Genomic DNA, 16,072 nt, shown 5'->3' with positions numbered 1-16,072 from the left:
GCCGCCGCTCAGTACCGCGTTTCGTAAGTCACGCGGACCACGCGCTCGCCCTCGGCCGGCACGGGGACGACCCACTTGCGCCGATCGGCATTGAGCTGCTCGCCCGGAATATCCTCGCTGACGACGCGGAAGTCGTTGCCCCACCAGCCGCGGTCGAGCCCTGCCTGCACCAGATCCACCTCGACCGGCGCGGCCTTGGCGTTGGTCAGCGTGTAGCGCATCGTCGTGCGGTAGAAGTCCTTCGGCCGCTCGACCTCGAGCTGCTCGACCACCTGACCGTCACGGATCACGCGATAGCGGGCGCTGCGCTCCCATTCGGCCGCGGTGATCCGCTCGCGGCTCTCGACCTCGGCCTGCACGAAAATATCGAACGCGTCGCCGGTGCGCAGCGAAAGCTCGCTGCCCATCGGCGTGTGGCCGATCGCGCTCTCGCCGATGAACTGCGGCGTGCCCTGGCTGTCGCGCTGGTAGAAGCGCACGGTCCCCGCCGGCAGCGCATCGCCGAGCCCGCCCTGCCGCAAGGACGAAAATGCAATCTCGCTCGAGACGTTCACCGGCGCATCGTCGTTTGCGAGCCAGCCGACGGTACGCGCATAGACCTTGCGCGCGGGCACGCCCTGCACGTCGAGGAAGCTGACCTGCTTGGTCTGGTTGTTGGCGATCGTGGTGCGGCCCTCGATCGGATAGAGATAGAACTCGCCGACCTGCTCGCGGCCTGAGCTCTCCGTGCCCGGCCGAACCATGCCCGGCCGCGGCGGAGGCGCCGGCGGATAGCGCCGATTACCGGGCGCCGCCGATCCCGGGCTTCCGGCGACCAGCAGCGTGTCGGCCCGATGGAAAGTCGTACCGGTCTGATTGGTCAGCGTCACCCAGCCCTGCATGTCGATCGCGCCGGTCGCTTCGTCGTAGAGCGAGACGTAGTCGGCCGACCAGCCGAGCCCGGGGGTGAGGTAACGGATCGAGGCCGGGCGCCTGCCGCCGCGGTCGCTCTCGACCGTGACCGAGAGCGTCGGGCGGGCGCGCAGATTGGGCGGCACCCGGTCGAACACGGCGCGCACCGGCAATCCGTCGTCGCGCAGCACCTCGATGCGGTCGCCGATCTTCACCACCACGCCGCCGGCCGTCGAAAGCACAGTCGCGCGCTCGCGCGTCTCGACGCCGGTCGCCGGATTGGTTCGCACCAGCGTCACCGTCTGCCCGATCGCCTTCTCCATCAGCTTGGTCGGGGTCAGGAGGTCGAAGTCGAAATTCTGCTCGACGATCGCCGCACCATCGGCGGCGAAGCTGAGCGTCTCCGGCCGGATCTGCGCCGAGACGTCGGGGAATTCGATCCGGCTGCGCCCTTGCGCGATCGGCAGTTGCCGCACGTCCTGCACCAGCGCCTGGCCGTTGTTGTAGATCGTGACGGAAACGTCGCCCTGCGCGGTCTCGTCGGGATCGGTCTGCGCCGGCGCAGCGGTGGCGAGAAGCGCAAGCGGCAGGGCCGCTCCGAATGCGGCCAACAAGCGATACGTCTTCATGCGAACCCTCCCCTACCAAGTCCGTGGACGTTGCCGAGGAGGGGTTTACGGCGCGTGAACCAGGCGGTCCACCGCCAATCGCCCCCTAGCGGTGCACGGCGCCGAGGACTTGCGCGACTTTGTCGCCGATTTCCTGCACGCTGAACGGCTTGGCAATGAAATGCATGTCGGCAAGGTCGATCTCGCTGCGGAGCTGCTCCTCAGCGTAGCCCGACATGAACAGTACCGGCAGGTTCGGCCGCACCTTGCGGATCGCGCGGACCATTGCCGGGCCGTCCATCCCGGGCATGACGACATCGCTCAGCACGAGATCGAACTCGCCGCCCTCGGCGATCGCGGCGAGGCCCTCTTCTCCGTCGACCGCGGTCGTCACGCTGTAGCCCGCCCGCGACAGCGCCCGCTCGGCGACCGCGCGGACCATGTCCTCGTCCTCGACCAGCAGCACACGGCCGCCGCCCGACCATTCGCTGGTCGCCTGCGGCTCGTCGGGTGCCGGCCGCGGCTCGTGCGGCGCGCCGCCTCCGTGGACCGGCAGATAGATCGTGAACCGCGCACCCTGCGGACGGCCGTCGACCCCGACCAGGTTGTCGCAGAAGATGAACCCGCCCGACTGCTTGACGATGCCGTAGACGGTCGAAAGCCCCAGCCCGGTCCCCTTGCCCTGTTCCTTGGTGGTGAAGAACGGCTCGAAGATCTTGCCCATCAGCTCGGCCGGGATACCGCCGCCGGTGTCCTGGACCACCAGCACGGTATAATCGGCGACCGGGATGATGTCCGACCCCATCTTGCGCACGTCCGCCGCCGTGACCCGCCGCGTCGCCAGCGTCAGCCTGCCGGTCCCGTCGCCGCGCGCCTGCATGGCATCGCGCGCATTGACCGCGAGATTGACGATCACCTGCTCGAGCTGCTGCGGATCGGCGCGCACCGGGCCCAGATCGCGGTCGTGGTGGACCTTGAACGCGATCTTCTCGCCCAGCAGCCGCTTCAGGAGCTGGCTGACCTCGCTCACCACGTCGGGCAGTTGCAGGACCTCGGGCCGGAGCGTCTGCTGACGGCTGAAGGCGAGGAGCTGGCGCGTCAGGCTCGCCGCGCGGTTCGAGTTGGCGCGGATCTGCTGGATATCGTCGTAATCGCTGTCGCCCGGCGTGTGGCGCAGCAGCATGAGATCGCAGTAGCCGATGATCGCGGTCAGCACGTTGTTGAAATCGTGCGCCACGCCGCCGGCGAGCTGGCCGACCGCCTGCATCTTGGTCGCCTGCGCGACCTGGCGCTTGAGGCGCGTTTCCTCGGTCGTGTCGACCAGGCTCAGCAAGACCGCGGCCTCGCCCAGTCCGCGCACGCCGGCGAGGCCGAGCGAGACCGGCTCGTCGGGCTGATGCCGCAGCCGAACCGCCATGTCCGCGCTGGCGATCGACCCCCGGGCGAAGCGCCGCACCGCATCGGCCAGCGCGCTCTTGTCTTCCCGGACCACGAGGTCGGACGGAAACGAGGGCAGCCCTTCCCGCTCGATCTCCGCCGCGCGGAGGAAAGCCTCGTTGGCGAACAGGAAACGTCCGTCGCGGTCGGTCATCGCCAGACCCAGCGGCAGCGCGCCGAGCAGCGCCTCGAGCTGCGGCGTGGCCGCCTGGCCGACGCCTTCCCAGCCGCCGCCGATGCCGATGCCGCTTTCCACCAGCATCATGAGTGAGGGCGCCTCGTCGGCCCGCGCGGGGCGCGCCGCGTCGGGATCGGCGAGCGAGACCTGGATCAGCATCTGCGGCGTGCCGCGCTGCCCCTCGCGCGCGAAATAGATCCGCTCGCGGCTGTCGGAGCGGAGCTGCGCCACGAATTCCTGCCCTGCCAGCGTCGCCGCTGCATCCCCGGTCGCGCGCGCGGCGAAGCCGGCACTGGCGGCGCGGATCGTGCCGTCGGTCCCGACGATCGCCGTCTCGATCCCGGCGTTCGAGAGCACGGCACCGAACGGGCCGGTGATCCACTCCGCGAACCGCGCCACCGGATCTTCCAGCGTCAGCGCGGTGAAACGCCAGACCAGATAGTCGTCGCCGCGCCCCGCGCGTTCGGTCTCCGCCCGCCACGAGCCGCTGCCATCCTCGCGCTCCAGCAGATCCACGGACGACGTGCCGTCGCGCCATGCCTCCCGCGCGGCGCGCACCAGCCGCTCGAGCGAGGGACGGTCGAGATCGAGGTTCGGCGGCGCGTGCGCGATGCCGAACCAGTCGCCGTAGAGACGGTTGGCGCAGACCAGCCGGTTGGCGCGGTCGGTCAGCGCGACGGCCATGTCCGATTGCTCGATCGCGGCGACGGTCACCGACCAGTCGGGCGGGGCAAAAGCCGCCTCGCCCGGACCCGTGCGCATCCGCGAGAACGCATATCCTGCGGCCATGAGCGCGGCGAGGCCGACCGCATAGCCGAGCGTGAGCATGCCATCGCCGGTCGCGAGCCAGATCAGCAGCGCGCTCACCACCAGGGCGGCGGCGATCCACGTGGCAAGCGACAGTCGCCCCTGCCCCTGCCCGATCGGCCCGGCCATCAGCCTTCCTGCGCCCCCAGGCGCCGGTCGAGCCGCGCTTCCATCTGCCGCAGCCGCCGCTTGCGCTTGCGGGCGACGACAAAGCGCCAGACCACGCTGGATATGAGATAGCCGGCTGCCGCCGAGCAGAGCGCCAGTACGATGAAGCCGAAGGCGGTCACTCCCGCGACCTCGACCGCACCGAGCGCCCATCCCTCCCAGCGTCCGCTGGCAAGCTCGTCGTTGGCGACGCCCACGGTCGCCGCGTCCACCTTGAGCACGAAGGCGCCGACCTTGTTCGCGACGACCAGCCAGAACGCGAGCGTGAACGGGTTGGTGACGAAAGTGACGACCGCGGAAAGCGGCACATTCGCACGGGCCGGGAGCGCGAGAAACGCCGCCAGGAAAATCTGCCCGACAGGCACGATGAAGGCCGCGAACAGCCCCAGCGCGACACCGCGCGGCACGGAGCGCCGCGTGAACCGCCATAGCTCCGGGCTGAGAAACCGGTGCGCGATTGGCGCGAGGTACTTGTTCTGCGCCATGTCCTCTCGCGTGGGCATGTTCTTGCGCAGCCAGTCGGCGAGGAAAGTCTTGGAAGGTTTGCGCATCATGATCTCGCCGCCGCAATGCTCGCGCAGGAGGCCGAGGGCAAGTGGGGCGGCGCGGAATCTGGTGAAGCGGTCATTGCGGGCGATATGGGTAGCAGGCCGCGAATAGCCAGCGGGTGAACACAACACGATCTCGTCATCCCAGCGAAAGCTGCGATCGCTATCCGACAGGTCGTACGGTGCGGCACGCGATCCCAGCTTTCGCCGGGATGACGGAGGTCCGTCAGCGGTTCTCGCGCAGCAGGCGGGCCTTGTCGCGCTTCCAGTCGCGGTCCTTGATCGTCTGGCGCTTGTCCTGCGCCTGCTTGCCCTTGGCGAGTGCGAGTTCGACTTTCGCGCGGCCGGTCGCGTTGAAATAGACGCTCAGCGGAACCAGCGTCATGCCCTTGCGCTCGACAGCGCCGAACAGCTTCTCGATCTCGCGTGTGTGGAGCAGCAGCTTGCGCGGCCGGCGCGGCTCGTGGTTGAAGCGGTTGCCGTGACTGAATTCGGGGATGTTGGCGTTGACCAGCCACACCTGCCCGTCGCGGACCTCGGCATAGCTTTCCGCGATCGAGGCCTCGCCGGCCCGCAGCGACTTCACCTCGGTGCCCTGCAGCGCGATTCCGGCCTCGAACTTGTCCTCGATAAAATAATCGAACCGCGCGCGCCGGTTCTCGGCGACGGTCTTCTGCTTGTCGAACGTGGCGGGTTTGGGACGGGCCATAAGGCCGCGCCATGTAGGCGTTCGCGCGCGCCGGGGAAAGCCCCCGCGGCGCCGGACGCTATTCCGCCTGCTGCGCCATCGCCACGAGGTCCGCCGGCAGTGTCGGTTCGCGGAGCAGATGCTCCATCCGCTCCCATCGCACGTCCTCGCCTGCGTCGCCCGCCTCGATCGCGGCCTGCACCATGTCGTGACCCAGCCCGTAGTTGATGATGTAGCTGCGGTAGGTGTCGATGAAATCGAGCGACTGCTTCGCCCGTTCCGGCGAGACGAGCTGGTAGCGCTGCAGCAGCTCGGTCGCGCGCGCCGCGTCGATCTCGCCGGCGAGATACTGCGAGGCAATCGTGTAGCGCGCCGGCCCCAGCTCCTGCATGGCGTCACGCAGCGCGATGTAGCGCTCCACGTCGAGGTCCGCGAGCCCGGCGATCGGCGCCAACACATCGCGGGTGAAGGCTACGTCCTCCTCGCCCGGGAAGGCGAGATCGATCCCGTAGTTGGCCGAGCCCTCGGCGATCAGCGACTGCGGCGAATAGAGCGGATAGACCGAGAATTCCTGCCATCCGCGCCCGTTCACCAGCTCGCGCTCGAGCAGCGAGTTGAACGCGTGGTGGCCCGGATAACCCTCGTGGCAGCCGAGATCGATCGCGCGGTCGAGCCGCACCGGCAGGTCGGTGTTGACCTCGATCTTCGAATGATAGTCGCCCTGGTAGTAGTTGTAGCCGCTCCACGGCTTGTCGGTCACCAGCGCGAGCGTGAAGCTCTCGCCTTCGGGCAGCGCGATATGGTCGAGCGTGCGCCGCTTGCACTCCGCGATCGCCGCATCCATCACAGGGCGCACGCGGTCCGCCGGCATGTCGAAACGTTTCTGGAAGGTGTCGATCCGCTGCCACAGCGGCCCTTTGCCCGGCACCAGCCGCTCGATCCGCGCCAGCAAAGGGTCGAAGCTCTCGAGCGGCGGCAGCTCGGGCCGCACGCCGAACAGCCCCTCGGCCTCGTCGGCGAACGACAGTTTCTCGCCCTGCATCATCCTGAGCCGCGTGCCCGCCGCGGTAAGCTGCGCGACCAGGAACCGTGCGCGCCGTTCCTCCAGGCTGTCGCCGGGAGCGCCGTCGTCGGCGAATTGGGCCGCGCGCGTCTCCAGCGCCTTGGTGCGGGCGGCGAGCATCGGCAGGGTCTGCCCCGCGGCCTCGGCTTCTGCCTGCGTGCGGACGTCCTCGGGGCCGTAATAAGCGTCGATATAACCCTCTTCCTTCTCACCGATGGTGAGCTGGAGGAGCAGGTAATCGTCGGCGATCGCATCGAGCGTATCGGCCGGCCCGTCCGGGCCCGTCGCACAGGCGCCCAGCGCCAGTGCCGCCAGAACAGACAATCCCTTGCGCATCATCACCTCCCTCGCCCGTGCGAAGGCAGGGGCCTAAACAGCCCCGCCCGCTTGCGCAACTCGGTCGATGTCGGTGAGGGCCGCGAAGCCCGGCGTCAGGCGGCCTGGCGCAGCTTCTGCAGCTTCTTCAGCGCCATCTGCCGCTTGAGACGGCTCAGGTGGTCGATGAAGAGAATGCCTTCGAGGTGGTCCATCTCGTGCTGGATGCAGGTCGCCATCAGACCCTCCATCTGCTCTTCGTGGACGTTGCCCTCGAGATCCTGCCAGCGCACGCGGCAGGTCGCCGGGCGATCGACGTCGGCGTAGATGTCGGGCACCGAGAGGCACCCTTCCTGATAGGTCGCCAGCTCGTCCGCCGGATCGAGAATTTCCGGGTTCACGAAGATCCGCGGCTCGTTCTTCGTCGGCTGGTGGGTATGCTGGTGCCCGCCATGGTCGCACACTTCGGGCTCGGCATCCGGGTCCTCGGGCTGGATGTCGATCACCAGCACGCGCTTGGGCACGCCGACCTGGATCGCGGCGAGACCGATGCCGTTCGCGGCATACATTGATTCGAACATGTCTTCGACGAGCGTCTTGAGCTCGCCGTCGAACGCAGCGACCGGTTCGGACACGACTTTGAGCCGGGGATCCGGCACTTCGAGAATTTCACGGATGGCCATACGCCCTAAAATAGTGCGGCCCGGCGCAAACGACAAGTGAGCTTTCGGTGCGCTACCCCACCGGTCGCCGCGCCCGCAGCGCCTGCGCCAGTGTGCCGTCGTCGAGATAGTCGAGCTCCCCGCCCACCGGCAGGCCATGCGCGAGCTGGGTCACGCGCACCGGAAAATCCTCCAGCCGCTCGGCCAGATAATGCGCGGTGGTCTGCCCCTCCAGCGTGGCGTTCATGGCGAGCACGACCTCGTCCACCCCGCCCTGCCCGACTCTTTCGAGCAGCGCGCCGATGGTCAGGTCCTCCGGCCGCACTCCGTCGAGCGCCGAGAGGCGGCCGCCGAGCACGTGGTACTTGCCGGTAAACAGCTTCGCTCGGTCGAGCGCCCACAGATCGGAGACGTCCTCCACCACGCAGATCGCCCGCGCATCGCGCCGCTGATCGGCACAGATGCCGCACGGGGCCCGGGTGTCGATATTGCCGCAGACCGGGCACTCGACCAGCTTGTCGCGCACTTCGGCCATGGCGCCGAGCAACTGGTCCAGCGCCGTCTCGCGCCGCTTGAGCAGCCACAGCACCGCCCGCCGTGCCGAGCGCGGCCCGAGCCCGGGCAGCCGCGCGAGCGCCGATGCGAGGTTCTCGATCTCTTGCGATGCCATGGGGCGGGAGATAGGGCCTCGCTAAGGCAACGGAAAGCATTTCATGAAGAAGCTCAACGCCAATCTCGCGCTAGTTGTTGTGGTGCTGTTCGTGATCGGTGCCTTACTCTTGAATCTGTGGGCATGGGTTGATTTTCTCTTCAATGATCAAACCGACCTGGATCGCACTGATCTCCTTGGAGGGTTAGCGATCCTTGTGCTAGGTTCGATCATCGGTTGGGTAGTGGTCAAGTTCACCCAATTCATTGCCAAAGACTGACCACGATGCGCATCGTCTTCATGGGAACGCCCGAATTCGCCGTCCCCGCCCTCGCGGCGCTGGCGGAGGCGGGGCACACGCTGGTCGCGGCCTATACCCAGCCGCCGCGCCCGGCGGGCCGGGGCAAGAAGCTCCAGCCCTCGCCTGTCCAGCGCGAGGCCGAGACGCGCGGCATTCCCGTGCGCTACCCCGCTTCGCTGAAATCGGCCGAAGCGCAGGCGGAATTCGCGGCGTTCAAGCCGGAGGTGGCGATTGTCGCCGCCTACGGGCTGATCCTGCCGCAAGCCGTGCTCGACGTGCCGACTTACGGCTGCCTCAACATCCACGCCAGCCTGCTGCCCCGGTGGCGCGGTGCGGCGCCGATCCAGCGCGCGATCCTCGCAGGCGATGCGGTGACGGGAATCACGATCATGCAGATGGAAGCCGGGCTCGACACAGGCCCGATGCTCGCCACCGCACGCACGCCGGTCGAGGACAAGACCGCGGGCGAACTGACTGAGGAACTGGCCGAAATCGGCGCGCACCTGATGGTCGGCACGCTGATCGATCTCCCTGCGCTCCAGCCCGTGCCGCAGGACGACCTGCAGGCGACCCATGCGGCCAAGATCGACAAGGCCGAGGCGCGGATCGACTGGACGGGCGATGCCGAAGCGATCGAGCGCCAGGTCCGCGCCATGGCCCCCTTCCCCGGCGCCTGGTTCACCCTCGGCGGCGAGCGGATCAAGGTGCTGAAAGCGGAGGTGGTCGCGCGCGAGGGGAAGCCAGGCACGACGCTCGACGACGAGCTCACCATCGCCTGCAGCTACGCCGCCCTGCGCCCGACCCGCATTCAACGCGCGGGCAAGCCGGCGATGGACGTCGCGGCGTTCCTGCGCGGAAAAGCGGTGCCGGCGGGGACGTTGGTGGAATGAAACCTCCCTTATCCGTCACCCCCGCGAAGGCGGGGGCCCAGCTACCTTATGGGGCTGGCGAAAATGTTAGCTGGATCCCCGCCTTCGCGGGGATGACGGGCAACTCGGTCGGAATACGAACTTGACCCGCTTCGCCCTCACCCTCGAATTCGACGGTACGCCGTTCATGGGCCTGCAGCGCCAGCCGCACGGGCCGAGCGTGCAGGAAGCGGTCGAGCGCGCCGTCCATGCGGTGACGGGCGAGGAGGCGACGCTCCATTCCTCAGGGCGCACCGACACCGGCGTCCACGCGCTCGCCATGCGCAGCCATGTCGATATCGAAAAGCCGTTCGAGCCGTTCCGGCTGATGGAGGCGCTCAACGCCCTCCTCCGCCCCGATCCGATCGCGGTGATCGCCTGCGCAATCGTGCCGGACGACTGGCACGCGCGCTTCAGTTGCATCGGGCGCGCCTACGAATACCGGATCGTCAACCGGCGCGCGCCGCTCACGCTCGACAAGGACCACGCGTGGCAGGTGCCGCAGCCACTCGATGCCGATGCCATGCACCGCGCGGCGCAGGCGCTGATCGGCAAGCACGACTTCACCACTTTCCGCTCCGCCCATTGCCAGGCGGCGAGCCCGGTCAAGACGCTCGACCGCCTCGCCGTGCGGCGCGCGGGCGAGGAGGTGCTGATCGAGGCCGAGGCGCGCAGCTTCCTCCATCATCAGGTGCGATCAATGGTCGGCTGCCTCGCACTCGTCGGCATGGGCCGCTGGCGGGAAGAGCAGGTGGCCGAGGCGCTGGCGGCGCGAGACCGGCAAGCGCTGGGCCTCAACGCTCCGCCGAGCGGGCTCTATTTCGTGCGCGCGGTCTATCCCTAGATCTCCGCGAGCCGCCCGTTATTCGTTTTTTGGGTATGCTCAAGACAGGTCTCGCGCCCGGCCCCGAACGCCGCTAGGGAGGGTTGCAAACCAAAACCGTTCATTCGGAGGAGGCGATGCCGCGGCAGAGCCGTCTCGATGAACCAGAGAGAGGAGATCGACCGATGACCACCACCGGAAAGCAGCTTTTCACCACCCTCGCGCCCGACGGCACGTTGACGGTGGAGGTCGCCGAAACGCAGTTTCCCGATCCGACCGGCAACCAGGTGCTGGTGAAGATGGAAGCCGCGCCGATCAATCCGAGCGACCTCGCGCTGCTGTTCGGCCCCGCGGACATCGACAATGCCGAATTCTCCGCCGGCAAGCTCGTCGCCAATATGCCCGAACCGTTCAACTCGGGCGCCAAGGGCCGCCACGGGCAGCGGCTGCCGGTCGGCAACGAGGGTGCGGGCACTGTGGTCGCGGCGGGCGATTCGGAAGCTGCGCAGGCGCTCGTCGGCCAGCGCGTCGCCTGCGTGCCGGGCCACGCCTATTCCCAGTATGCGATCGCCGATGCCGCCATGTGCCTGCCGCTGGGCGACGTGTCCGCGCGCGACGGGGCGAGCGCCTTCGTCAACCCGATGACGGCGCTCGGCTTCATCGAGAACGCCAAGATGGACGGGCAGAAGGCGATCATCCATGCGGCCGCCGCGTCCAACCTCGGCCAGATGCTCAACCGCATCTGCCAGGAAGACGGGATCGAACTGGTCAACATCGTCCGCAAGCAGGAGCAGGTCGATCTGCTCAAGGGGCTGGGCGCCAAGTGGGTCGTGAATTCCTCGGTCGACGATTTCCTGCCGAAGCTGTGCGAGGCGATCGACGCGACCGACGCCTATTACGGTTTCGACCCGATCGGCGGCGGGACCACGGTCGACGCCTGCTTCAAGGCGATGGAGCGCGTCGCGGTGTCCAAGATGAAGGACTACAACCGCTACGGTTCCAACCAGCCGAAGCGCATGTTCATCTATGGCCGGCTCGACCTCGGGCCGACGATCCTCACCCCCAGCTACGGCTTCGGCTGGACGCTGTCGGGCTGGCTGCTGACGCCGTTCCTCGCGCAGGCGGGCGCCGAGACTATGGCGCGGATGCGCAAGCGCGTGCTCGACAACATCACCACGACGTTCGCCAGCCACTACAAGCGCGAAGTCACGCTTGAGCAGATGCTGGAGAAGGACGCGGCGACCGACTACCGCGCGATGAAGACGGGCGAGAAGTATCTGGTCACGCCCTGGGGGTGAGCGACCATAGCCCTCTCCCCTTCAGGGGAGAGGGTTGGGAGAGGGGGAATCGCGCGACGCTGGCCCTATCGTCCCTCCTCTCAACTCCGGCTAGCGAGCAAGCTTGCAAGCCTGCGTGTCTCTCCTCTGGACGGGGAAGAGAGTGGATGACGCATCTATTTCATTTTACCGCCGGTCGAACGCCGCCTGGATCGCCGCCGGATCGTCGACCCCGTTGGCCAGCAGCACCTGCAGCAATATCCGCGCCTTCTGCGGGTTGAGCGCGCGCGCGGCGATGAAGCCGTTGGCGTCGTCCTCCGGCTCGCGGTCGACCAGCCCTTCGTCGAGGCGGCTTGAGCGGACGACCGCGACACCGCTCTCGCGCAGGCGAACCAGCTCGGCGCGCAGGGGCTCAGGCATGTTGCCCTCGCCTACCCCGGCGACCACCAGGCCGCGCGTCGCCTCGCTGGTCAGCCGCGCGGCCGCGTCAGGGGCGATTCCGCCGTAGATGTAGAGGATCGGTACCTCCGGCAGCTCGGCGTGATAGGCGTATTGCGCACCCTCGCCCGCACGCCACGGAGCGCCGAACCAGTCGAGCGCGCTCGGCGTGACCAGCCCGACCGCGTCGCGCGGGAAGCCGCGGAAGGCATCGGTCCCGCGCGTGCGGACCTTGCGCACGTCGCGCGCAGCGAACACCCGGTCGCCCATCACCACCAGCACCCCGCGCCCCGCAGCTTCCGGATCGCTCGCCACGCGCACGGCGTTGGCAAAGTTCCGCAACCCGTCGTATCCGACCGCATCCGCCGGCCGCATCGCGCCGACGAGCACGACCGGTTTGGTGGTCGGCAGCGTCAGGTCGAGCAGAAAAGCGGTTTCCTCCGCCGTGTCGGTGCCGTGGGTGACGATCACACCCTCGCATTCGGGATCGGCAAAGGCGGCGGAGATCTCCTCGTGCAGTCGCGTCCAGATCGCCGCGCCGATATCTTCCGATCCGATATTGGCGATCTGCCGCCCGACGAGCCGCGCCTCCAGCCCGAGCGCGCCGACTTTTTCGAGATAGTCCTCCACCCCGATCTGGCCGGGGCGATAGTCGTGCCGCAAGGCGGACCCCGCCACCCCCGCAATCGTGCCGCCCGTTGCGAGAACCAGAAGATGCGCCTGCGCCATGATCCGCCCCTAGACGCGCAGGCGCGGCATTCGCAATTGATTCTCGGCGCGAGCACGCTAGAAGCGCCGCGCACCGTGGGGCGGTTAGCTCAGCTGGTAGAGCATCTCGTTTACACCGAGAGGGTCGGCGGTTCGAACCCGTCACCGCCCACCACCGGATTCCTCGATGTCGCTTTCCGCCGATCGTCCAGCCACGCGTACCGCTACCCGCCTGGCATTCCTGGTCGCGGGTTTCGGGATGGCGTGCTGGGCGCCGCTGGTTCCCTTCGCAAAGCTCCGTGTCGGTGTCGATGAGGGGGAGCTCGGCCTGCTGCTCCTCTGTATCGGCCTGGGGTCGATTTCCGCGATGGTCGCGGCGGGGCCGGTCAGCGCACGATTCGGGAGCAAGCCGGTGATCGTTGCAGGCGGGCTCGCCCTTGCGGCGACCTTGCCGTTCTTGGCCATCGCCGCCACCCCGCTCGCCCTTGGCGCCACGCTGTTCGTCTTCGGCGGCGCGCTCGGTTCCATCGACGTCGCGATGAACATCCATGCCGTGGAGGTGGAGCGAGCGGCCGCCCGACCGCTGATGTCGGGCTTTCACGCGCTCTTCAGCATCGGCGGTTTCGCGGGCGCCGCGCTGATGACGGTCTTTCTGACCGCAGGCATTCCTCCGGTCGCCGGTACGTTGATTTTCGCCGCTCTGATCGTTCCGGCGATCCTGCTCGCGTCGCCGCGATTGCTCGCCGCCACGGCTGCGGAAAACGAGCCGCTTTTCGTGCGCCCGCGCGGTGTAGTTCTGCTGCTGGCCATACTCGCCGCGGCGACTTTCCTTGTAGAAGGCGCGATGCTCGACTGGAGCGCTCTCCTGATCGCGGAGGAGGGGCTGGTCGCGCGCGATCAGGCAGGCCTCGGCTATATCCTCTTTTCCATCGCAATGACGATCGGCCGGCTCGGTGGCGACAGGCTCACGGCGCGGATCGGCGACCGGTCGACGCTCATCGGCAGCGGCACGCTCGCGGTCACCGGACTCGCCGTTCTGCTGACTGCCTCCGCGAGCGCGGTGGCACTCGCCGGTTTCCTTCTCGTGGGGTTCGGTGCCTCCAACATCGTGCCCGTGCTCTTCCGCCGCGCGGGCTCCCAGGACGCGATGCCGCCGGCGCTGGCCATCGGCGCGATCACCACCATGGGCTATGCCGGAATTCTCGCCGGGCCCGCCGTCATCGGGTTCATTGCGCATGGCGTGGGCCTTTCGGCCGCGTTCTGGATGCTCGCCGGGCTGCTCTGCTTGGTGCCCTTGTCGGCGGCGGTCGTGACGAAGGGGACTCGCTGACGGCTAGCGCGTCGCCTCCGCAATCGCCTCGCGCACTTCGGCGCTGGACCAGTCATATTCGCCGACCACGCGCCAGACTTCGCGGCCGCTGGCATCGTAGAGCACGGTGGTCGGCAAGCTCTGGCTTTCGAGCGCGAAGCCCAGTTCGAGGTCCGGTTCCATCCAGGGCTCCAGGTGCTCGAACTGCATCTGCGTGAAGAACGGCTCCACCTTCTCCGCCCCGCCCATGTCCTGGCTGACGGTGATGACGCGCAGCGAGTCGCCATACTCGCCGGCGAGATCGTCGAGCTGCGGCAATTCCTTCACGCACGGTGCGCACCACGTCGCCCATAAGTTGAGCAGCACCGGCGTTCCCTGCGCCGCCGCGAGGTTGAGCTGGTTGCCCGCCGGGTCGGAGACGGTCATGGCCGGCATCAGATCGCCTGCGCGGCTGCGGTCGATCACGCTCGACAAGTCCGCCTTGTCCGCCGCCAACGCGGCCTCGCCTTGCGCCTCCTCGGGCGCTTGCCTATCGCAGCCGGCAACAACCAGGGCCAAGGCGATTATCGTGAGCGAAAAGCGGGACGACAGGGACGGCGACAAGGGCGGTTCCAATGCGATGTGGGGCGGCAGGTTCGCCAAAGGCCCTAGCGCGATCATGCGCGAAATCAACGCTTCCATCCCGTTCGACAAGGCTCTCTGGCGGCAGGATATCGCCGCGAGCAAGGCGCATGTCGCGATGCTCGCCGCGCAGGGGATCGTCTCGCAGGCCGACGCGGCGGAGATCGCGCGCGGTCTCGATGCGGTCGCCGCAGAATACGAAACCAACGGCGTTCCCGAGAACTGGGACCTCGAAGACATCCACATGACCACCGAGAGCCGGCTTGCCGAGCTGATCGGCGCGGCGGCCGGGCGGCTGCACACCGCGCGCAGCCGCAACGATCAGGTGGCGACCGATTTCCGGCTCTGGGTGCGCGAGACCATCGATCAAGTCGACGCGGGTCTCGCCGCGCTCCAGCATGCGCTGGTCACACGGGCGGACGAGCATGCGGGCAGCGTCATGCCCGGCTTCACCCACCTCCAGACCGCGCAGCCGGTGACGCTCGGCCACCACCTGATGGCCTATTACGAGATGGTGCGCCGCGACCGCAGCCGCTTCGCCGACGCACGGGCGCGGCTCAACGAATGCCCGCTCGGTTCCGCCGCGCTTGCGGGAACGGGATTTGCGATCGACCGCCGGGCGACCTGCGACGCGCTCGGTTTCGACCGCCCGACCGCGAACAGCCTCGACGCCGTGTCCGACCGGGATTTCGCGCTCGATTATCTGCAGGCGGCCGCGCAGTGCTCGCTGCACTTGTCGCGGCTGGCGGAGGAGATGATCCTCTGGGCCAGCCAGCCTTTCGGCTTCATCCGCCTGCCCGATTCGCTCAGCACCGGCAGCAGCATCATGCCGCAGAAGAAGAACCCGGACGCGGCCGAACTGGTCCGTGGGCACGCGGGGCGGATCGTCGGCTGCCTCACCTCGCTGATGGTGACGATGAAGGGCCTTCCGCTCGCCTATTCGAAGGACATGCAGGACGACAAGCCGCCGGTGTTCGAGGCCGCGGGCCTGCTCGCGCTGTCGATCGCGGCGATGACCGGAATGGTCGCGGACAGCCGGTTCGACACGGCCCGCATGCGCGCTGCGGCCGAACTCGGCTATGCCACCGCGACCGATCTCGCCGACTGGCTCGTGCGCGAGGCGGACATTCCGTTCCGCGAGGCGCACCATATCACCGGCGCCGCGGTCAAGCTGGCCGAGCAGCGGGGCGTCGCGCTGGACCAGCTCTCGCTGGCGGACCTCCAGGCGATCGACGGGCGGATCGGCGAAGGCGTGTTCGCCGCGCTGTCGGTCGACGCATCGGTCGCGGCGCGGGCCTCCTATGGCGGGACCGCGCCCGATCAGGTAAGGCAGCGGGTGGCCGAAGCGCGCGCTGCGCTCGGCATGGAGGAATGATGCGCCGGATCCTCGCACCGCTCGCCCTCGCCGCCGCTCTCGCCGGATGCGGGCAGAAGGCTGATCTCGAACCGCTGCCGGGGCAATCGCTGCCGCCGGCGCCTTACGGCAGCGAGGTTCGCCCGACCGCGGAAGACCTGCTCGCGCTCGATCCGCAGGCCGCGCCCGAACGCAGCGTCGAACTGCGCAAGCGCTCGGAAGAGCGCGAGGACGATCCCTTCGACCTGCCGCCGGAGTAGCGCCTGTCGCCAAACGCGAAGGGCCTGCCTTTCCCCTTTCAAGCAAGGCTTGCTCGACT

16 protein-coding genes and 1 tRNA gene are annotated in these 16,072 nt (G+C 68.2%); 8 read left to right on the top strand and 9 right to left on the bottom strand.

The annotated features are described in order from the left end of the window. Positions 1 to 8: 8 nt before the first annotated feature. The 7 genes from D2V04_RS09600 to recR all read right to left on the bottom strand — a co-directional run bounded on the left by D2V04_RS09600 (position 9) and on the right by recR (position 8,035). The gene (locus tag D2V04_RS09600; protein WP_119513423.1) at positions 9 to 1,520 is read right to left on the bottom strand and encodes a DUF4139 domain-containing protein; all 1,512 of its coding nucleotides are present in this window, start codon (positions 1,518 to 1,520) and stop codon (positions 9 to 11) included. An 85-nt stretch (positions 1,521 to 1,605) separates the two neighbouring features. Next, on the bottom strand, positions 1,606 to 4,050 hold the full coding sequence (locus tag D2V04_RS09595; RefSeq protein ID WP_119513421.1) for a hybrid sensor histidine kinase/response regulator: 2,445 nt from the start codon (positions 4,048 to 4,050) through the stop codon (positions 1,606 to 1,608). After that, positions 4,050 to 4,766 carry a DUF2062 domain-containing protein gene (locus tag D2V04_RS09590; RefSeq protein WP_324186865.1) on the bottom strand — a complete coding sequence of 239 codons (717 nt, stop codon included), beginning with the start codon at positions 4,764 to 4,766 and terminating at the stop codon, positions 4,050 to 4,052. Before D2V04_RS09590 ends, D2V04_RS09595 begins: the two co-directional genes overlap by 1 nt. Positions 4,767 to 4,863: 97 nt before the next feature. After that, positions 4,864 to 5,346: an SsrA-binding protein SmpB gene (gene smpB / locus D2V04_RS09585; protein WP_119513419.1), complete on the bottom strand. Its 483-nt coding sequence runs from the start codon at positions 5,344 to 5,346 to the stop codon at positions 4,864 to 4,866. A gap of 58 nt (positions 5,347 to 5,404) precedes the next feature. After that, positions 5,405 to 6,724, bottom strand: a complete 1,320-nt coding sequence (locus tag D2V04_RS09580; RefSeq protein ID WP_119513590.1) for a hypothetical protein — start codon at positions 6,722 to 6,724, stop codon at positions 5,405 to 5,407. 95 nt (positions 6,725 to 6,819) lie between these two features. Continuing rightward, entirely contained in the window at positions 6,820 to 7,386 is a 567-nt protein-coding gene (locus D2V04_RS09575; protein ID WP_119513417.1) for a peptide deformylase, read from the bottom strand. A gap of 52 nt (positions 7,387 to 7,438) precedes the next feature. Further along, a complete protein-coding gene (gene recR, locus D2V04_RS09570) occupies positions 7,439 to 8,035 on the bottom strand; it encodes a recombination mediator RecR (protein WP_119513415.1) in 597 nt (198 codons plus the stop codon). Between the two features lie 43 nt (positions 8,036 to 8,078). Here recR and D2V04_RS09565 point away from each other — a divergent pair, with 43 nt between their 5' ends. The 4 genes from D2V04_RS09565 to D2V04_RS09550 all read left to right on the top strand — a co-directional run bounded on the left by D2V04_RS09565 (position 8,079) and on the right by D2V04_RS09550 (position 11,344). Beyond that, on the top strand, positions 8,079 to 8,294 hold the full coding sequence (locus tag D2V04_RS09565; protein WP_119513413.1) for a hypothetical protein: 216 nt from the start codon (positions 8,079 to 8,081) through the stop codon (positions 8,292 to 8,294). Positions 8,295 to 8,299: 5 nt separating this feature from the next. After that, positions 8,300 to 9,205: a methionyl-tRNA formyltransferase gene (gene fmt, locus D2V04_RS09560; protein ID WP_119513411.1), complete on the top strand. Its 906-nt coding sequence runs from the start codon at positions 8,300 to 8,302 to the stop codon at positions 9,203 to 9,205. A 121-nt stretch (positions 9,206 to 9,326) separates the two neighbouring features. Beyond that, complete coding sequence (gene truA / locus D2V04_RS09555; protein WP_119513409.1) at positions 9,327 to 10,067, top strand: tRNA pseudouridine(38-40) synthase TruA; 741 nt, start codon at positions 9,327 to 9,329, stop codon at positions 10,065 to 10,067. Between the two features lie 164 nt (positions 10,068 to 10,231). After that, the gene (locus tag D2V04_RS09550; protein ID WP_119513407.1) at positions 10,232 to 11,344 is read left to right on the top strand and encodes a zinc-binding dehydrogenase; all 1,113 of its coding nucleotides are present in this window, start codon (positions 10,232 to 10,234) and stop codon (positions 11,342 to 11,344) included. Between the two features lie 165 nt (positions 11,345 to 11,509). Here D2V04_RS09550 and D2V04_RS09545 read toward each other — a convergent pair whose 3' ends face one another. Next, the gene (locus tag D2V04_RS09545; RefSeq protein WP_119513405.1) at positions 11,510 to 12,490 is read right to left on the bottom strand and encodes an asparaginase; all 981 of its coding nucleotides are present in this window, start codon (positions 12,488 to 12,490) and stop codon (positions 11,510 to 11,512) included. A gap of 78 nt (positions 12,491 to 12,568) precedes the next feature. On the opposite strand from D2V04_RS09545, the gene D2V04_RS09540 reads away from it, so the two are divergent. Continuing rightward, positions 12,569 to 12,644: transfer RNA gene (locus D2V04_RS09540), tRNA-Val, on the top strand. Between the two features lie 12 nt (positions 12,645 to 12,656). Continuing rightward, complete coding sequence (locus tag D2V04_RS09535; protein ID WP_119513403.1) at positions 12,657 to 13,799, top strand: MFS transporter; 1,143 nt, start codon at positions 12,657 to 12,659, stop codon at positions 13,797 to 13,799. Positions 13,800 to 13,802: 3 nt separating this feature from the next. Here D2V04_RS09535 and D2V04_RS09530 read toward each other — a convergent pair whose 3' ends face one another. Further along, on the bottom strand, positions 13,803 to 14,336 hold the full coding sequence (locus D2V04_RS09530) for a TlpA family protein disulfide reductase (protein ID WP_228766346.1): 534 nt from the start codon (positions 14,334 to 14,336) through the stop codon (positions 13,803 to 13,805). A 61-nt stretch (positions 14,337 to 14,397) separates the two neighbouring features. Between D2V04_RS09530 and argH the strand changes: the two genes are divergently transcribed. Both argH and lptM read left to right on the top strand, forming a co-directional pair. Continuing rightward, the gene (argH, locus tag D2V04_RS09525; protein ID WP_119513401.1) at positions 14,398 to 15,774 is read left to right on the top strand and encodes an argininosuccinate lyase; all 1,377 of its coding nucleotides are present in this window, start codon (positions 14,398 to 14,400) and stop codon (positions 15,772 to 15,774) included. Continuing rightward, a complete protein-coding gene (gene lptM / locus D2V04_RS09520) occupies positions 15,774 to 16,013 on the top strand; it encodes an LPS translocon maturation chaperone LptM (RefSeq protein ID WP_119513588.1) in 240 nt (79 codons plus the stop codon). Before argH ends, lptM begins: the two co-directional genes overlap by 1 nt. The last annotated feature ends 59 nt before the right edge of the window (positions 16,014 to 16,072 follow it).

The organism is Pelagerythrobacter aerophilus (genome assembly GCF_003581645.1).
Classification (GTDB): domain Bacteria; phylum Pseudomonadota; class Alphaproteobacteria; order Sphingomonadales; family Sphingomonadaceae; genus Pelagerythrobacter; species Pelagerythrobacter aerophilus.
Note: the sequence above shows the minus strand (reverse complement) of the source record. Positions and strands in the feature narration are given on the sequence as shown.

Bases quoted from the DNA above. Each gene is read 5' to 3' on its own strand.
- fmt (WP_119513411.1), top strand. From the start codon at position 8,300: ATGCGCATCGTCTTCATGGGAACGCCCGAATTCGCCGTCCCCGCCCTC.
- D2V04_RS09600 (WP_119513423.1), bottom strand. From the start codon at position 1,520: ATGAAGACGTATCGCTTGTTGGCCGCATTCGGAGCGGCCCTGCCGCTT.
- lptM (WP_119513588.1), top strand. From the start codon at position 15,774: ATGCGCCGGATCCTCGCACCGCTCGCCCTCGCCGCCGCTCTCGCCGGA.
- D2V04_RS09535 (WP_119513403.1), top strand. From the start codon at position 12,657: ATGTCGCTTTCCGCCGATCGTCCAGCCACGCGTACCGCTACCCGCCTG.
- D2V04_RS09545 (WP_119513405.1), bottom strand. From the start codon at position 12,490: ATGGCGCAGGCGCATCTTCTGGTTCTCGCAACGGGCGGCACGATTGCG.
- D2V04_RS09575 (WP_119513417.1), bottom strand. From the start codon at position 7,386: ATGGCCATCCGTGAAATTCTCGAAGTGCCGGATCCCCGGCTCAAAGTC.
- smpB (WP_119513419.1), bottom strand. From the start codon at position 5,346: ATGGCCCGTCCCAAACCCGCCACGTTCGACAAGCAGAAGACCGTCGCC.
- D2V04_RS09565 (WP_119513413.1), top strand. From the start codon at position 8,079: ATGAAGAAGCTCAACGCCAATCTCGCGCTAGTTGTTGTGGTGCTGTTC.
- argH (WP_119513401.1), top strand. From the start codon at position 14,398: ATGTGGGGCGGCAGGTTCGCCAAAGGCCCTAGCGCGATCATGCGCGAA.
- D2V04_RS09550 (WP_119513407.1), top strand. From the start codon at position 10,232: ATGACCACCACCGGAAAGCAGCTTTTCACCACCCTCGCGCCCGACGGC.
- D2V04_RS09595 (WP_119513421.1), bottom strand. From the start codon at position 4,050: ATGGCCGGGCCGATCGGGCAGGGGCAGGGGCGACTGTCGCTTGCCACG.
- D2V04_RS09580 (WP_119513590.1), bottom strand. From the start codon at position 6,724: ATGCGCAAGGGATTGTCTGTTCTGGCGGCACTGGCGCTGGGCGCCTGT.
- recR (WP_119513415.1), bottom strand. From the start codon at position 8,035: ATGGCATCGCAAGAGATCGAGAACCTCGCATCGGCGCTCGCGCGGCTG.